The sequence below is a fragment of the Acinetobacter sp. G18 genome, from assembly GCF_052660225.1.
In genome coordinates, this window is the sequence record NZ_CP109658.1 from 1,505,014 (window position 1) to 1,520,375 (window position 15,362).

The 15,362-nt window shown below is 37.5% G+C and carries 16 protein-coding genes; 11 read left to right on the forward strand and 5 right to left on the reverse strand.

Annotated elements, in window-relative coordinates:
• Positions 1 to 25 precede the first annotated feature (25 nt).
• The 3 genes from NE363_RS07205 (at position 26) to NE363_RS07215 (ending at position 4,451) form a co-directional block, all read left to right on the forward strand.
• Positions 26 to 2,665 carry a bifunctional aconitate hydratase 2/2-methylisocitrate dehydratase gene (locus NE363_RS07205; protein ID WP_004700901.1) on the forward strand — a complete coding sequence of 880 codons (2,640 nt, stop codon included), beginning with the start codon at positions 26 to 28 and terminating at the stop codon, positions 2,663 to 2,665.
• A gap of 229 nt (positions 2,666 to 2,894) precedes the next feature.
• Positions 2,895 to 3,329, forward strand: coding sequence for a hypothetical protein (locus tag NE363_RS07210; protein WP_004700904.1), 435 nt, complete (start codon positions 2,895 to 2,897; stop codon positions 3,327 to 3,329).
• 138 nt (positions 3,330 to 3,467) lie between these two features.
• Entirely contained in the window at positions 3,468 to 4,451 is a 984-nt protein-coding gene (locus NE363_RS07215) for an ion transporter (RefSeq protein ID WP_445536362.1), read from the forward strand.
• A gap of 23 nt (positions 4,452 to 4,474) precedes the next feature.
• Here the strand turns inward: NE363_RS07215 and NE363_RS07220 are convergent, their stop codons facing one another.
• Positions 4,475 to 5,677: an MFS transporter gene (locus NE363_RS07220; protein ID WP_200002365.1), complete on the reverse strand. Its 1,203-nt coding sequence runs from the start codon at positions 5,675 to 5,677 to the stop codon at positions 4,475 to 4,477.
• Positions 5,678 to 5,904: 227 nt separating this feature from the next.
• Here NE363_RS07220 and NE363_RS07225 point away from each other — a divergent pair, with 227 nt between their 5' ends.
• Together NE363_RS07225 and NE363_RS07230 are read left to right on the forward strand one after the other, a co-directional pair.
• Positions 5,905 to 6,333: a hypothetical protein gene (locus NE363_RS07225; protein WP_025465208.1), complete on the forward strand. Its 429-nt coding sequence runs from the start codon at positions 5,905 to 5,907 to the stop codon at positions 6,331 to 6,333.
• Positions 6,334 to 6,593: 260 nt separating this feature from the next.
• On the forward strand, positions 6,594 to 7,514 hold the full coding sequence (locus NE363_RS07230; protein ID WP_004700912.1) for a LysR family transcriptional regulator: 921 nt from the start codon (positions 6,594 to 6,596) through the stop codon (positions 7,512 to 7,514).
• 51 nt (positions 7,515 to 7,565) lie between these two features.
• Here NE363_RS07230 and NE363_RS07235 read toward each other — a convergent pair whose 3' ends face one another.
• Complete coding sequence (locus NE363_RS07235; protein ID WP_004700914.1) at positions 7,566 to 8,018, reverse strand: DUF441 domain-containing protein; 453 nt, start codon at positions 8,016 to 8,018, stop codon at positions 7,566 to 7,568.
• Positions 8,019 to 8,272: 254 nt separating this feature from the next.
• On the opposite strand from NE363_RS07235, the gene NE363_RS07240 reads away from it, so the two are divergent.
• Both NE363_RS07240 and NE363_RS07245 read left to right on the forward strand, forming a co-directional pair.
• Positions 8,273 to 8,491, forward strand: a complete 219-nt coding sequence (locus tag NE363_RS07240) for a hypothetical protein (protein WP_445536146.1) — start codon at positions 8,273 to 8,275, stop codon at positions 8,489 to 8,491.
• 103 nt (positions 8,492 to 8,594) lie between these two features.
• The gene (locus tag NE363_RS07245; protein ID WP_445536147.1) at positions 8,595 to 9,299 is read left to right on the forward strand and encodes a pseudouridine synthase; all 705 of its coding nucleotides are present in this window, start codon (positions 8,595 to 8,597) and stop codon (positions 9,297 to 9,299) included.
• Here NE363_RS07245 and NE363_RS07250 read toward each other — a convergent pair.
• From NE363_RS07250 to NE363_RS07260, 3 genes are all read right to left on the reverse strand, one after another.
• On the reverse strand, positions 9,292 to 9,735 hold the full coding sequence (locus tag NE363_RS07250; protein WP_077163434.1) for a GNAT family N-acetyltransferase: 444 nt from the start codon (positions 9,733 to 9,735) through the stop codon (positions 9,292 to 9,294). The two genes, NE363_RS07245 and NE363_RS07250, sit on opposite strands and share 8 nt — an antisense overlap.
• A 97-nt stretch (positions 9,736 to 9,832) precedes the next feature.
• Positions 9,833 to 10,141, reverse strand: a complete 309-nt coding sequence (locus NE363_RS07255; protein ID WP_004700921.1) for a type II toxin-antitoxin system RelB/DinJ family antitoxin — start codon at positions 10,139 to 10,141, stop codon at positions 9,833 to 9,835.
• A gap of 111 nt (positions 10,142 to 10,252) precedes the next feature.
• Positions 10,253 to 11,161, reverse strand: a complete 909-nt coding sequence (locus NE363_RS07260) for a pseudouridine synthase (RefSeq protein ID WP_445536148.1) — start codon at positions 11,159 to 11,161, stop codon at positions 10,253 to 10,255.
• Positions 11,162 to 11,280: 119 nt separating this feature from the next.
• On the opposite strand from NE363_RS07260, the gene tsaE reads away from it, so the two are divergent.
• The 4 genes from tsaE (at position 11,281) to hfq (ending at position 15,260) form a co-directional block, all read left to right on the forward strand.
• Positions 11,281 to 11,754 carry a tRNA (adenosine(37)-N6)-threonylcarbamoyltransferase complex ATPase subunit type 1 TsaE gene (gene tsaE / locus NE363_RS07265; RefSeq protein ID WP_031944951.1) on the forward strand — a complete coding sequence of 158 codons (474 nt, stop codon included), beginning with the start codon at positions 11,281 to 11,283 and terminating at the stop codon, positions 11,752 to 11,754.
• Positions 11,747 to 13,702 carry a DNA mismatch repair endonuclease MutL gene (gene mutL / locus NE363_RS07270; RefSeq protein ID WP_068932986.1) on the forward strand — a complete coding sequence of 652 codons (1,956 nt, stop codon included), beginning with the start codon at positions 11,747 to 11,749 and terminating at the stop codon, positions 13,700 to 13,702. The genes tsaE and mutL overlap by 8 nt, the downstream gene beginning before the upstream one ends.
• 6 nt (positions 13,703 to 13,708) lie before the next feature.
• Complete coding sequence (gene miaA, locus NE363_RS07275) at positions 13,709 to 14,653, forward strand: tRNA (adenosine(37)-N6)-dimethylallyltransferase MiaA (protein ID WP_077163431.1); 945 nt, start codon at positions 13,709 to 13,711, stop codon at positions 14,651 to 14,653.
• 94 nt (positions 14,654 to 14,747) lie between these two features.
• On the forward strand, positions 14,748 to 15,260 hold the full coding sequence (gene hfq, locus NE363_RS07280) for an RNA chaperone Hfq (protein WP_004700932.1): 513 nt from the start codon (positions 14,748 to 14,750) through the stop codon (positions 15,258 to 15,260).
• Positions 15,261 to 15,362 lie beyond the last annotated feature (102 nt).

Genomic DNA, 15,362 nt, shown 5'->3' on the forward strand with positions numbered 1-15,362 from the left:
TTTTAAAAAAAGAGGAATGAACACCGTGCTAGAAGCTTACCGCCAACACGTTGCTGAACGTGCCGCACTCGGAGTCCCACCGAAGCCACTTGATGATGCTCAAACTGCTCAACTTGTTGAGTTATTAAAAAACCCACCGGCAGGTGAAGAAGCATTCTTGGTTGATTTGCTTGAAAACCGTGTTCCTGCAGGTGTTGACCAAGCAGCTTACGTAAAAGCAGCTTTCTTGGCAGCGATTGCAAAAGGCGAAGCGACATCTCCGCTAGTTTCTAAAGAACGTGCAGTTTATTTACTAGGTACGATGCTTGGTGGCTATAACGTAGCGCCTTTAGTTGAGCTTCTAGATGATGCTGAATTAGGTAGCTTAGCTGCTGAAGCATTGAAAAAAACATTACTTGTATTTGATGCATTCCATGACGTAGCTGACAAAGCTAAAGCTGGCAATGCAAATGCAAAAGCTGTTTTACAATCTTGGGCTGATGCTGAATGGTTCACTAGTCGTAAAGACGTACCAGAAGAAATCAAACTTACTGTATTCAAAGTAACGGGTGAAACAAACACCGATGACTTGTCTCCAGCTCAAGACGCTTGGAGCCGTCCGGATATCCCATTACACGCAAACGCAATGTTGAAAAACGAGCGTGATGGTATCAATCCTGAAAAACCAGGTGAAGTTGGTCCATTAAATCAAATCAAAGAACTTATTGCTAAAGGCAACCAAGTTGCTTATGTAGGTGACGTTGTTGGTACAGGTTCATCTCGTAAATCTGCAACAAACTCTGTGCTTTGGTTCTTCGGTGACGAAATCGCTCACATTCCAAATAAAAAAGACGGTGGTTTCTGCTTAGGTTCTAAAATCGCTCCGATTTTCTTCAATACTATGGAAGACGCTGGTGCGTTACCTGTAGAAATTGACGTTGCGAACATGAACATGGGCGACGAAATCGTTCTTAAGATTGATCACTCTGCAGCTAAAGTAACTGCGTTCAAAAACGGTGAGCAAATCGCTGAATCTGAACTTAAAACTCCAGTTCTTTTAGATGAAGTACGTGCTGGTGGTCGTATTAACTTGATCGTTGGCCGTGGTTTGACTGCTAAAGCGCGTGAAGCTTTAGGTCTTGCACCATCTACATTATTCCGTACTCCAGTACAACCTGCTGCAACTGGCAAAGGTTTCACTTTAGCTCAGAAGATGGTTGGTCGTGCATGTGGTCTTCCAGAAGGTCAAGGTGTAATTCCTGGTACTTACTGCGAACCTAAGATGACTACAGTTGGTTCTCAAGATACAACTGGTCCTATGACTCGTGACGAGTTAAAAGACTTAGCTTGCTTGGGCTTCTCTGCTGACTTAGTTATGCAATCTTTCTGTCACACTGCTGCTTATCCAAAGCCAGTTGACGTACAAATGCAACATACACTTCCAGACTTCATCATGAACCGTGGTGGTGTGTCTTTACGTCCGGGTGACGGTATTATCCACTCTTGGTTAAACCGTATGCTTCTTCCAGATACAGTAGGTACTGGTGGTGACTCGCATACTCGTTTCCCAATTGGTATTTCGTTCCCAGCAGGTTCGGGTCTTGTAGCTTTCGCTGCTGCAACTGGTGTAATGCCACTTGATATGCCTGAATCAGTTCTTGTTAAGTTCAAAGGTAAAATGCAGCCTGGTATCACTTTACGTGACCTTGTACATGCGATTCCTTACTATGCAATTAAAGAAGGCGATCTTACTGTTGAGAAAAAAGGTAAGAAAAACATCTTCTCTGGTCGTATCTTAGAAATCGACTTAACAGAAATGGAAACTGACTTAACAGTTGAGCAAGCATTTGAACTTTCTGATGCTTCTGCTGAACGTTCAGCTGCTGGTTGTGCAATCACACTTTCTGAAGAGAAGGTTGCTGAGTACTTACGTTCTAACATCACAATGCTTAAGTGGATGATTTCACAAGGCTATGGTGATGCTCGTACAATGGCTCGCCGTGTTGAAAACATGGAAAAATGGTTAGCAAACCCAAGCCTACTTAAAGCTGATGCGGATGCTGAATACACTAAAGTGTATGAAATTGATTTGTCAGAAATCAAAGAACCTATTCTTTGCTGCCCGAACGATCCAGATGATGCAAAACTTCTTTCTGACGTTCAAGGTGACAAAATTGATGAAGTATTCATCGGTTCTTGTATGACTAACATTGGTCACTTCCGTGCTGCTGGTCAGTTACTTGAGAAAGTACCAAGCGGTTCATTAACAACTCGTTTATGGTTGGCTCCACCAACACGTATGGACGAACACCAGTTAATGGAAGAAGGCTTCTATAACACTTATGGCCGTGCTGGTGCACGTACTGAAATGCCTGGTTGTTCATTATGTATGGGTAACCAAGCACGTGTTGCGCCGAACACAACTGTTGTATCGACTTCTACACGTAACTTCCCTAACCGTTTAGGTCAAGGTTCTAACGTTTACTTAGCATCTGCTGAGCTTGCATCTGTTGCTGCTGTACTTGGTAAATTACCAACTCCAGAAGAATATCAACAATATGCAGCTCAAATTGACAGTATGTCTGCTGACATCTACAAATATTTGAATTTCGACCAAATGGGCGAATATACAAATGCTGCTGATAAAGTAGATACTAAGAAAATTGCTGCTGCTCAATTGACTTAATACCTCAATTTAGTACAAAAAAGGAGCTGATTATTCAGCTCCTTTTTTATTTAAAAGAGAATTAATACACAATTTTCAAATTAAAATATTAAATAGATCATATTTTGTATATTTAAAATGTAAAAATAAATATAGCGCTAGATATTAAAGAAGTTTTTGTTTTAAAATGTTTTCATGAACTTAAAAATAATTAAAAAGAACACGGGTATTTTATATATGGAACTTAAAAATGCTAAAGACAATTGTTGAATTTAAATTTGATGATTATCAGTTATATGATCAAAAATTATCAACAGAAGACGGAAATACGTTAGTACAGAAAACTGAAGATATTGCACAATATATTTATAGTATCTTGAAAAATAGATATCACTTAAATATCGAATTAAATCCTGAACGTTGGGGGTGGGAAATAGAAGTACCTCTACCAGAGATCACGATGTATATTGGTATTAGTGTTTATGAAGAATATAGCAATGGTTTCGCAATATTTATTTCACCAAATACACCAATTTTGAAAAGATTTCTTTTTAGAAAATTGGATATTACTCATCATATTATGCTGCTTCAAAATTATATTAATGTCATTTTGAAATCACATGGCGGTATTTATGATGTGCAATGGTGGGAAGAAAATGAGTTTAGATATGTTGCTGCCCATTAAAATATAATTAGAAAATATGAAATATTCTTTATGATTGTTTAGCTAATACAATTAATAAAATATTTTATTAAGAGTTATAGTGGTGAATTTACGTATGTGAGCTTAATATATGTTCAAAATAATGTGGCTCAGATCCGTATGCAAGTTTTAGCTTGGAAGGCATTACGTAAGTTCTTCTATAACAACCTTCATGATCATGATTACGAAACGACAGTAAGTCGATGTATTAACTATTTCTTGGTTTTCTTAATTATAGGTAATGTAATTGCGGTATTGCTAGAAACAGTAAATGATCTGTACTACAGCTATCGTATATGGTTTGACTACTTTGAAAATATCTCTATCACAATTTTCAGTATTGAATATCTCTTGCGCCTCTGGAGTGTAGTCGAACGTGATCCGACACAACCTGCTTGGAAACAGCGTTTTGCTTGGATGAAGAGTGGAGAGGCACTGATTGACCTCATGGCAATTCTGCCTGCATATCTAAATTTCTTTGTACGAATAGACCTTCGTATGCTTAGAATTTTACGTTTACTTCGACTATTAAAATTAACTCGCTATTTTATCTCTTTACAAATATTGCTTTGTGTCATTAAAAGGGAAAAGGGCTCGTTTCAGGCAGTGATTTTCATTTTAATCATTATGATTATTATGACTGCTTCAGGTATTTATGTGGTTGAAAATAAAGCTCAACCAGAAGCTTTTAGCTCTATTCCAAAAGCCATGTGGTGGGCAGTCGTTACCTTAACTACAGTCGGATACGGTGATGTCACACCCGTAACCAGCTTAGGAAAGTTGCTAGGTGCTTTGATTACAATTTTAGGGGTAGGGATTGCTGCTTTACCGGCTGGTATTTTAGCCTCTGGTTTAGCTAATGAACTGAACCAGCGTAATCAGCGCCTTGAACAAGAGTTCCGAGAGTTACTTCAAGTGCGTGGTATAGATATCATGCACGATGAAATTGAAATAGAACGTATTCGGCAAAAAGTCGGATTGCCAAAAGAACAAGCGCATAATCTGATTATTCAAATCATGCGCGAAAAGGTATTAGAAGAAAAAGAAGTGGAAAGGGAAAAGAAATGTTATTGCCCACATTGTGGTGGAAAGCTAACAGACTAGTATTTTGGTCAAAAAGTCTGGCGCTAGTCAGGCTTTTGAGTTGCTTTCTCGACAGCAAATGCAATAAGTAAAATAATAAGACCACCAAGACTTAATACAAACCCTACCCAGATCGGTGCAATCCAGCCCATCTGATGACTAAGTACCCAACCACCTAAAAATGCACCTAATGCATTCGCAAGATTAAAAGCTGAGTGATTCAGCGAAGCTGCTAGTGTTTGAGCATCACCTGCAACATCCATCAGGCGTGTTTGTAATGCTCCGCCTAAGCCCATTACAGTCAATCCAATTAAGAATAAAGAAGCAATAGCAGTATAGATATTACTCATTAGAAAACTTGCAACAACAAAGGCGATTGCTGAACTAATAAGTACGCCTACAATGGTTTTATTGAGGTTTTTATCTGCCAGCCAGCCAGCTGCTAAACCTCCAATCACCATCCCGATCCCCCACAGTGCTAGCGCAATAGGAACGATTTGAATATTAACTTTTGTATATTCAGTCAAAATAGGTGAGACATAGCTATATACCGAAAACATGCCTCCAAAGCCAATTGCACCGACCGCAAGGGTTAACCACATATTTATATTTTTAAGCCCAGCCAATTCTGTTTTTATACTGGCAGTAGCTTGAACCGGAATATTCGGCACAAAGCAAGCTACAGCAATTAAAGTAAAAAATGCAATCGTTGCTGAAAATTCAAAACCTGCTCTCCAACCAAAATGTTGGCCTAACCATGTCGCTAAAGGTACGCCAATAACCGTAGCAACGGTTAAACCCATCATCATTTGTGCAACTGCAGAAGCTCTTCGTGATGGGCCTGCAAGTTCAGCAGCGACTAGAGCACCCACTCCAAAATATGCACCATGGGGTAAACCTGCAATAAAACGAGAAACTAAAACGGTCTCAGGCATATCTGCTAGGGCTGTACAAGCATTAGCAATACCATAAAACAGCATTAAACCAAGTAATAGCGTTTTTCTAGGAACTTTAGCACCCAAAATAGCAATAATAGGGGCACCAATAACAACACCTAATGCATACGCACTAATAAAATGTCCAGCTTCAGGTACTGTAATATTTAGGTTGTGTGCAATTTCTTGAATAAGGCCCATTGCCACAAATTCTGTGGTGCCAATACAGAAACCACCAACTGCGAGAGAGAAAATTGCTAAGAACAGTGAATAATGTTGAGGTGTGTTGGATGAAGATTGGGGGGACGCCATAATAAATTAAAAAAGGAGACTCAAAAATGAAAGTATAAGGGAAAAGAGGTCAAAATAATAAAAAACTAAAACATTGAGCGTACAGTTGCAGGTTTTAAGCAAAAGCATTTGATATTTATTTTAAATAATTTATCGAAATTTTTTAATAAATTATATATGATAAGTTCATAATACTCTAGGCATTACAATAAGTTGTATAAATATTTAAAAAATAGAGAATCTAAATCGTGAGAAAATTAAGTATTGCCTGCCTTATGGGGTTGGTTATGTTATCTACGTCAGGTTGCTCAGTCTTTATGGCGGGTAATCAACCAAGTAAAAAAAATTTAAACGTGTTAAATCCGGGTAGTTCTCGAAATTATGTCATTGCTGAGCTAGGAGCACCTGTACTTTCTGAATATCGTGATGGTACAAGAGTCGAGATTTATACTTTCCAACAAGGCTATCCAAAATGGGCGAAAGTAAGCCGTGCATTTGGACATGGTATAGCTGATGTTGCTTCATTCGGGCTATGGGAAGTATTTGGAACACCGACTGAGGCATATTTTAGTGGGAAAGAAACTTCTTATGAAGTAACGTATGGGCAAGATGATTTGGTGAAAAGTTTTAAGCTCATCGATTTTGAGCAGGCATTCCCTAAACCAAAAGCAGAGTGATGAAATGAAAAGGGCCGTTAGGCCTTTTTCTTTGTATATGTTAAAAAATTATATTAAATAAAATCATTGTTTTAAAATTTAATTGGCTTATTCACCTTAAAAATCATCAAGTAAAAAGCAAGTTGAGACACATTAATTAATATTGTGATAAGATGAATACTATTCATTAATAATGATTTATCTAGATTCACTCTATCTTCTTCAAATAAGAGAAAAGTTTCAAAATTTATGGATAAATCTATTTATTCAGGCTTTTGCCCATGTTAGAAATTCGTCATCTTAAAACTTTGGTTGCATTACGTGAACATGGTTCACTTGTTGCGGCAGCTAATGATTTGTGTTTAACACCCTCTGCTATTTCTCACCAATTAAAAGAATTAGATCATTGGTATGGGGTAGAGGTTGTGAATCGTCGAAGCAGACCTGTTAGTTTTTCTAACGTTGGACAGCGCTTGCTTAAATTGGCTGATGATGTATTGCCACAGATTCAAATTACTCAAAGTGATATTACTCGTATTGTGCATGGGCAAACGGGTAGAATTATTTTTTCTTCTGAATGCCATAGCTGCTTTGACTGGCTAATGCCTTTGCTCAATCAATACCGTCATCAATATCCAGATGTTGATTTAGATTTTGCTTCAGGCTTTGAGTCAAACCCACATGAGCTTTTACAAAATGGTGAGTTTGATTTACTCATTACAGCCGATCCAATTGCATTAAAAGGAATTGAATATTTTCCAATTTTTGAATATGAATCACGTTTAGTTCTATCAAACACTCATCGATTGGTTCGTGCTGAAAATATTACGGTCCAAGACCTTGCAGAAGAAGTTCTTATTACTTATCCCGTTGATAAGCATCGTTTAGATATCATGTCGAAACTGTTTATACCTGCCAATATTCAACCAAAACAAATTCGCACAACAGATTTAACTCAAATGCTTATTCAGCTTGTAGCGAGTGGGCGAGGTATTGCTGCTTTACCAGACTGGGTAGTAAATGAATATGAGCAAAAGGGATGGGTCACTAGCCGCCGTTTAGATTGTGTTTCTCAAAATGGTTTAAGACGTACATTATATGCAGGCTATCGAGTTGAAGAAAAAGAGAAGAGCTATTTTGAGGGATTTTTAAAACAATTAGAAAAGTTCTCTTTAAAGCGAAATTCTTATTATTCAGGCTAAACATAGGTACTTAGCCCAAGTAGTAATAAAAGGTACTTAGATGTGCCTTTTTTATTTGCCTATAAATAAAGATAATAGCCCTGCTGCAATGAGTGGGCCAACTGGTACTCCGCGAAGTAGTGCAACGCCTGCAACTGTACCAATGAGTAAGCCTGCAACTACATCAGGTTGGCTTGACATAAGTTTTACACCACGTCCACCTAACCAAGCAACAAGTAGACCGATTGCAATGGCAATCAAAGATTTAAAACTAACAAACGATTTTAAAATACTTTCTCCACTAAGCTTGCCACTCGCAATGGGGGTAAGTACGCCAATCGTTAAAATAAGAATTCCTAAATTAAGGCCATGCGCTTGGATATAAGGAAAAAACTCATTTAGCGGGGTAATTTTAATCACAATAAGCACACCTGCTGCAATTGTTACAGCAGCATTTTGGCTCAATAAGCCACAAATCAGCAAAACCAGTAAAACAACTAAATTAACATCGAATTGGGCAAGCATGGAGAGTGGCAAGGAAAGCAAATAATTTGAATTGTATAATAATTGAGAATCAAAATGTGAAAGCATTTAAAAGTTGCAAATATTAGAGTATGAATTTGTAATCACAATTTTAGTCTATATGATTCAATCATAAAGAGTTTTGCTTTCTGGTTACGATTGGAAACGATGTTATATAAATTAACAAGTTAAAAACTCTTCTTTTGAAATGTTGTGATATAAAAATAATCATTAGTCATAATTTTAGGATGATTCATATGGACATTGTCGATATTAAAATTAAAGATCAATTCGAAAAAATTTATGATGCGAAAGCTCAACTAAAGAAGAATTTGGTTGAACATGATAATGAGCCTCTAAAGCTAAGTCAGCGAATTGAACATATTATTATGGATAATGAAATTATCTTGCCTACGACTGAATTGTTATTTGAAAGTGAACAAAACGAGAAAATTTATCGCGTCATTGAAGAGTAACTTCAAAATGATGAGAGTTAAGTACAAAGTTGATAAAGCAAAAAGGGTAATAAAGTTCTAAAACTGCGTTAAAATAATGGTTTGGTTTTAAAGAGAAAGCTTTATGCTGCTGGAAAAAATTTTGCAATCACAAGGGTTCGGTTCACGTAAATATTGCCAGCAGTTAATAAAAAATGGTTCTGTAAGTATTGATGGAGAGGTTGCGAGTGATCTTAAAAAGCAATTCTCTCCAGAAAATTTTGAATTTTCTGTTTTTGGTCAAAATTATCTGTATAGAGAAAAAATTTATATTGCTCTGAAAAAGCCGCAAGGTTTCGAGTGTTCGCACAATCCTCAGCATCATCAAAGTGTTTTTAGCTTATTGCCTGAAACTATGATTCAACGTGGTGTGCAAGCCATTGGTCGTTTAGATCAAGATACAACTGGCTTATTGTTACTCACTGATGATGGTAAATATCTTCAAGCTTTAACGCATCCTCGTAAACATGTTCCAAAGGTTTATCATGTGACGACTTACGACCCAGTCACACCTGAACAAATTGAAATGCTTACTCAAGGCGTTAATTTACACCAAGAAAAAGGGATATTTGCTGCTACAGATGTAGCACTACTTGGAACTCATCAATTAACGATGACCATTCATCAAGGTGTATATCATCAAGTCAAAAGAATGATTGCTGCTGTTGGCAATAAAGTCGAAAAACTGCATCGATATCAAATAGGCCAACTGGTCTTACCTGAAATTGAGGAAGGGGATTGGATGTATTTGTCTGAGCAGGAAAAACAACTCGCTCAAAACATTATTTAAGAAAACAATGAAATGTCTGAAATTCACTGTCTCGAATAAATCCCATTTTTTCATAGAGACGGTGAGATTCATGATTGTTCGTTTGAGTCTCTAGGCTAATACGTAAAGCATTTTCTTGTTTTGCAAATAAAATCGCCGTATCAATAAGCTGTTTTGCTGAACCCTGACGACGGAACATTGGAGTGACATATACGTCATCTAAAATGTAATAAGTTGAACAAGCAACCGAAGAAAAACCTAAATAAAGAAGGACAAAACCAGTGATTTTTTCATCTTTAATATGAATAAAAAATACACTTTCTTTATTTTCAAAACGTTGTTTTAAAAAATGATGTGATTCATCAAGATTCGAAGATGCACCGTAAAATTGACGGTACTCATCAAATAGGACAGCAAGTTGTGTTAAATCTTCTTTGGTCGCTCGTCTTACAATCATTAGGCGCTCCTTGTATTTATGTTTATGTTTTTACAAAGAGAGCATAACTAAAAAAAAAGCCAATTGACGTTAAAAGTTGTTTAAAAATGCAACACTGTTAAGTGTTGTCACTTTCACCCAATAAGGCATTTAACTCTTCAAATAAATCTTCGTGGTCATCATCTTCATTTAAACTTGAAGGGTTTTGATTTAAGGAAGATGCTTTCGCTTTTCTCAGTTTTAATAATTGTTCCATATTAATGTTCTGATTTTCGATAGCAAAAGGAATAGATTTAGTTAAGACGACTTGTTTAAAGAACAGTCGCACTGCTTGGGCAGGGGTAATCCCCAATTGTTTAAAAACAGCAAAAGCCTGTTTTTTCTCTTGGGAGTCAAGTCGAACCTGATAAACTTCTGTTTTTCGCATGAATAACAAAACCAAATGATTTTTAATTTTTAGGGATTTATTTTAAACCATCGGAATGTAATTTCAATGTCTTTCAGCATAAAAAATAATCTTTTTGTCATTACGATATGATTACAGTGTCAATTCAGAGCGAGAATTGAAAACCATTTCCTGTTTTGTCAGTGGGTCTATGAAAGAAATTTGCTTAGCTAATAGCTGTAATGGTTGAGAAAAATCATCGTCAGCTTTATGTTGAACTATTGGGTAAAACGGATCATTTTTAATCGGAATTCCCAAATGGCTTAAATGCACACGGAGTTGATGTTGTTTTCCTGTAGTGGGTGTTAAACAGTATTTAGCCCAAGATTGGTTATGCTCAAGCAACTCAATTTTTGTTTCTGTATTGGTTTTAGTATGGGGAATAACACACATTGTATAAAAGGGCGTACCTTTATCTAAATAGAGTTTTAAAGTCTGAGGAAATTTTAATTCAGCTTTATATTGAGCGATTGCATGATAAATCTTATGAACTTGACGATCTGCAAATAACTGTTGGTAAATCCCGCGTGACTGTGGCCGTTTGCAAAATAAAACGACTCCCGCAGTTTCACGGTCTAATCGATGGATTGGGGTTAAAAACTCATTACCCATTTGTTTTTTTAATCTGACTAATAGCGTTTCTTGTACATATTGCCCTGTTGGACTAATGGTTAAAAAATGAGGTTTATCTACAACAAGCAAGTCATCATTTTCAAATAAAATTTGATGTGCAAACGGAACATGAACTTCATAAGCAAGAAAGCGATAATAAAAAATATGAGTGTTTGCTATATATGGGCTGTCTAATGTTAATTTTTCGCCATTTGCCGCGTAAATAAGCCCATCTTGAAAACGTTGTTGCCACTCAACTGTTTTTATATGAGGAAAATTTTCGCAGAGAAATTGATAGATGGTCTGAGCATTTGTTTGAGTCGGAAGATAGACTTGGCTTGCGCTTACGCCATCAATCATAGGTGGGAAAAATTCAATCGGACTAGACATAAAACTGTGTCAATATTTAATAAATGTGGTGTAAAAAAAGCCATCGTTAAGGACTTAAGTAGGCTTTAAAGCAGGGCAATGGTATCATATCGATTATTTTGAATCATGTTATGTGTGTTATGTCGTATTCATTGAAAATTGTCTTAAATCATGAAGAAGATACCCAGCGTTTAGCTCAGGCATTGGCGCAGCATGTTCAGGCTGGAGTGATTTATCTGATTGGCGATTTGGGTGCCGGTAAAACGACATTAACCCGTTATTTTTTGCAGTCTTTAGGGCATAAAGGCTCGGTTAAAAGTCCTACCTATACACTTGTTGAACCATACAAAATCAATAATAAAGAAATTTTTCATTTTGACTTATATCGTTTGAATGACCCCTACGAACTTGAATTAATGGGAATCCGTGATTATTTAGACATTCAGGATGCACTATTTTTATTTGAGTGGCCGTCGAAAGGTGGAGACGAAATACCGCAGGCAGATATTGTCATTGATATTCAAAAATCAGATGATGAACTCAATCGTTTCGTCACCTTAACTTTACCAACAGAGCATTTGTACCAGACTTTGCAGGAACAGCTTCATGACTGATGAAAAGCTAGCACAACGTCGTATTCATACATTAGACGCCGCGTTAGCCAACCAGATTGCTGCCGGGGAGGTAATTGAGCGTCCTTCATCGGTTGTAAAAGAATTATTAGAAAACTCAATTGATGCGGGTGCAACTGAACTGATTGTGCGGATTGCACAAGGCGGATCAACACTAATCGAGATCATTGACAATGGGCATGGAATACATTCTGATGATTTACCATTGGCAGTCATGCGTCATGCAACCAGTAAAATTAAAACAGCAGAAGATTTACACGCAATCGTCAGTTTAGGTTTCCGTGGTGAAGCGCTTGCTTCTATTGCAGCGGTTTCACGATTAACTTTAACCAGTAGCCAAGATGAAAGCGGAATTGGTCATCAGGTTGAAGTGAATGGTACAGCCTTTGACCACCAACAAGTACAAGCTGTGGCTGCACAAAAGGGCACTCATATTCGAGTTCAGGATTTATTTTTTAACGTTCCTGCTCGCCGTAAATTTTTAAAAAAGCCCACAACTGAATTTGGTCATATTGAAGAAATTGTACGTCGTCTGGCTTTAACACATTTTGATATACGTTTTGTACTCGAGCATAACGATAACATTCGGATTAATTTACCAATAGCCGATAGCGGTGAATTAAGATTTCAGCGTGTACAGCAATTATTGGGTCAACAGTTTGTTCAAAATGCTTACTGGATAGATGCTGACAGTATCAACATGCGTTTGTCGGGTTGGTTAGGACATCCTTCAGATGCACGTGCTCAAGCAGACTTACAATATGTCTATGTAAATGGCCGAATTGTGAAAGATAAAACCATTTCACATGCTTTAAGAATGGCTTATGACGGTATTTTACATGGTCATCAGCATTCATCTTATTTACTTTTCTTAGAAGTTGATCCTGAAAATATTGATGTTAACGTTCATCCAACCAAACATGAGATTCGTTTTCTAAATCAACGCGAAGTACATGAGTTTGTAAGACATTACGCTAAAGAAACCCTAGCACAATTTCAGACAGCGAGTGCTGATTTAGCCCAAGCTATGAAGGTGGACGATACTCAGGCCTCATGGGTACAACCTCAGCCTAAATATCAAGAACAATTCACATTGCATCGTACAGAGCAAGCTGTTGATACAACACTAGACAAGCCGAGTAGTTATCAGCCGTCTACTGAACTTTTAACTGATTTTAATGACAGTCGTCCACAAGCTGTTCACTATGCAGAACAAACCCCAAAATATAATGGTTCTGCGCAGTTAAATAATGCCTTAAAGACTTACTTGGCTCCATTACGTGATCAACCTGCTGCCAATTTTTCAGTTGATGAAAATATTGAGCCTGTTGCTAAAGTCGATGAATTTCCATTAGGTATTGCCATTGCTCAGCTTCATGGAATTTATATTCTGGCGCAAAATACGGAAGGGTTGATTATTGTTGATATGCATGCAGCACATGAACGTATTTTGCTGCAGCAAATGAAAAATGCTTGGGATAAACCTGAGTTTTGGACGTCTCAACAGTTGCTTATACCTAAAGTGATCTCAATTAGTCGTATGCAAGCTGTGCGGGTTGAGGATTTAAAACCTCAGCTTGAACGCTTAGGATTAGAGATCGATCTGTATGGGGACGAGCAAGTGATTGTGCGTGGTGTGCCAGCTATTTTGCAAAAAGCAGATTTTGAAAATCTTATTCCAGAACTTCTAAATGATTTAGATCCAAATGATGAAGCACAAGGGTTACTGCAAAAGCGTGATGAACTGTTAGCTGGTATGGCGTGTCATGGGGCAGTGAGAGCGCACAGACAACTCAGCCTTTCTGAGATGAATGCTTTGCTGCGCCAAATGGAACAAACTGAATTTGCGAGTCAGTGTAATCATGGCCGTCCAACTTGGCGTGCATTTCCATTATCTCAACTAGATAAATTATTTGCTCGAGGAGAGTAGTTTTACATGTCAAATCAATTGCCCGTCATCAATTTAATGGGACCGACTGCAAGCGGAAAAACCGCTTTGGCATGTGAACTTTATGAGCGTGGAAATTTTGAGTTAATTTCAGTTGATTCTGCACTTGTTTATAAAGATATGGATATAGGTACAGCTAAACCGACTCGTGAAGAGCAGGAGCTATATCCACATCATTTGATTGATATTATTACCCCACTTGAAGTTTATTCGGCTGCTCAGTTTGTTGAAGATGCATGTGCTTTAATTGATGAAATGCATTCGCGCGGTAAAACTCCTATTTTGGTAGGAGGAACCATGTTGTATTTCAAGGCGCTCTTGGAAGGCTTATCAAGTAATTTACCAAGTGCTGATGCAAATGTTCGTGCAGCAATTGAAGAAAAGGCGGCAAATGAAGGTTGGGAAGCCGTTTATAATGATTTATTGTTAGTAGATCCGATTGCTGCTGGAAAATTTAAAGTTTCTGATAAGCAAAGAATTATCCGAGCGCTTGAAGTTTATCGTATTACAGGTCAACCAATTACTAAATTACAGGCTGAGCAACCAAAAAATGTACCATATCGATACATATTTCATAACTATGCTTTGCTTCCAGATCGGTTAGAATTACATCAACGCATTGAGCAAAGATTGAGCAAAATGTGGGATATCGGTTTTTTGAGTGAAGTTGAGTCTCTAATTGAAAAATACGATTTAGATGAAAATTTACCCTCTATGCGTTCAGTTGGTTATCGACAAGCTCTAGAATTTCTATTAAAAAGTGATATGAGTCTCAAAAAAAAGCAGGAAATGGAGGATAAAGCCTTATTTGCAACACGACAACTTGCCAAACGTCAATATACGTGGTTACGTTCTTTGCAAGAAATACACGATTTTAAAACTTACTTGACGATAAAGCAGGCGAAAGAAGACTTGCGAAACTCTTATGGATAAAGCAAAATTTGCACACTGTCTTTTTATAATTTTTAGTTGAAAAATAAAGATAGTTTTTTTGCGCTGATTTAAAAATTTTTTTTTGGAGTTAAAAATGTCTAAAGGTCAAACTTTACAAGATCCGTTCTTAAATTCTCTCCGTAAAGAACGTATCCCAGTTTCTATTTTCCTTGTTAACGGTATTAAATTACAAGGTCATATTGAATCTTTTGACCAATATGTTGTTTTATTAAAAAATACTGTAAGTCAAATGGTTTACAAACACGCTATTTCTACGGTTGTTCCAGCTCGTAACCCTCGTCCAGCAGGTGCACAAGGTGCAGGTTTCCCAGCTCAGGGTGGTAGTCAAGGTGGCTTCGGTGGTCAAGGTACTGGCTTTGGCGGCGGTCAAGGTGGCGGCTTCGGCGGTCAAGGTGGCTTCGGTGGTCAAGGTGGCTTCGGTGGTCAAGGTGGCGGTTTTGGCGGTCAAGGTGGCTTCGGCGGTCAAGGTGGCTTCGGTGGTCAAGCTGGCGGCTTCGGCGGTCAAGGTGGCTTCGGTGGACACCAAGGCGGTTTTGATGGCGATTCTAAATTTGAAGATGGTCAAGAAGACGAAAATAATCGTTAATTGATTACCATAAAAAACCAGTCATAAACTGACTGGTTTTTTTATGGCTTTAAAAATATAAAAATAAATTAGCCAGCTTTCAGTTCATCTCATTTCTTAAAA

Bases quoted from the DNA above. Each gene is read 5' to 3' on its own strand.
- NE363_RS07245 (WP_445536147.1), top strand. From the start codon at position 8,595: ATGCTGCTGGAAAAAATTTTGCAATCACAAGGGTTCGGTTCACGTAAA.
- NE363_RS07255 (WP_004700921.1), bottom strand. From the start codon at position 10,141: ATGCGAAAAACAGAAGTTTATCAGGTTCGACTTGACTCCCAAGAGAAA.
- mutL (WP_068932986.1), top strand. From the start codon at position 11,747: ATGACTGATGAAAAGCTAGCACAACGTCGTATTCATACATTAGACGCC.
- NE363_RS07215 (WP_445536362.1), top strand. From the start codon at position 3,468: ATGCAAGTTTTAGCTTGGAAGGCATTACGTAAGTTCTTCTATAACAAC.
- NE363_RS07230 (WP_004700912.1), top strand. From the start codon at position 6,594: ATGTTAGAAATTCGTCATCTTAAAACTTTGGTTGCATTACGTGAACAT.
- hfq (WP_004700932.1), top strand. From the start codon at position 14,748: ATGTCTAAAGGTCAAACTTTACAAGATCCGTTCTTAAATTCTCTCCGT.
- NE363_RS07260 (WP_445536148.1), bottom strand. From the start codon at position 11,161: ATGTCTAGTCCGATTGAATTTTTCCCACCTATGATTGATGGCGTAAGC.
- miaA (WP_077163431.1), top strand. From the start codon at position 13,709: ATGTCAAATCAATTGCCCGTCATCAATTTAATGGGACCGACTGCAAGC.
- NE363_RS07235 (WP_004700914.1), bottom strand. From the start codon at position 8,018: ATGCTTGCCCAATTCGATGTTAATTTAGTTGTTTTACTGGTTTTGCTG.
- NE363_RS07240 (WP_445536146.1), top strand. From the start codon at position 8,273: ATGGACATTGTCGATATTAAAATTAAAGATCAATTCGAAAAAATTTAT.
- tsaE (WP_031944951.1), top strand. From the start codon at position 11,281: ATGTCGTATTCATTGAAAATTGTCTTAAATCATGAAGAAGATACCCAG.
- NE363_RS07220 (WP_200002365.1), bottom strand. From the start codon at position 5,677: ATGGCGTCCCCCCAATCTTCATCCAACACACCTCAACATTATTCACTG.
- NE363_RS07210 (WP_004700904.1), top strand. From the start codon at position 2,895: ATGCTAAAGACAATTGTTGAATTTAAATTTGATGATTATCAGTTATAT.
- NE363_RS07250 (WP_077163434.1), bottom strand. From the start codon at position 9,735: ATGATTGTAAGACGAGCGACCAAAGAAGATTTAACACAACTTGCTGTC.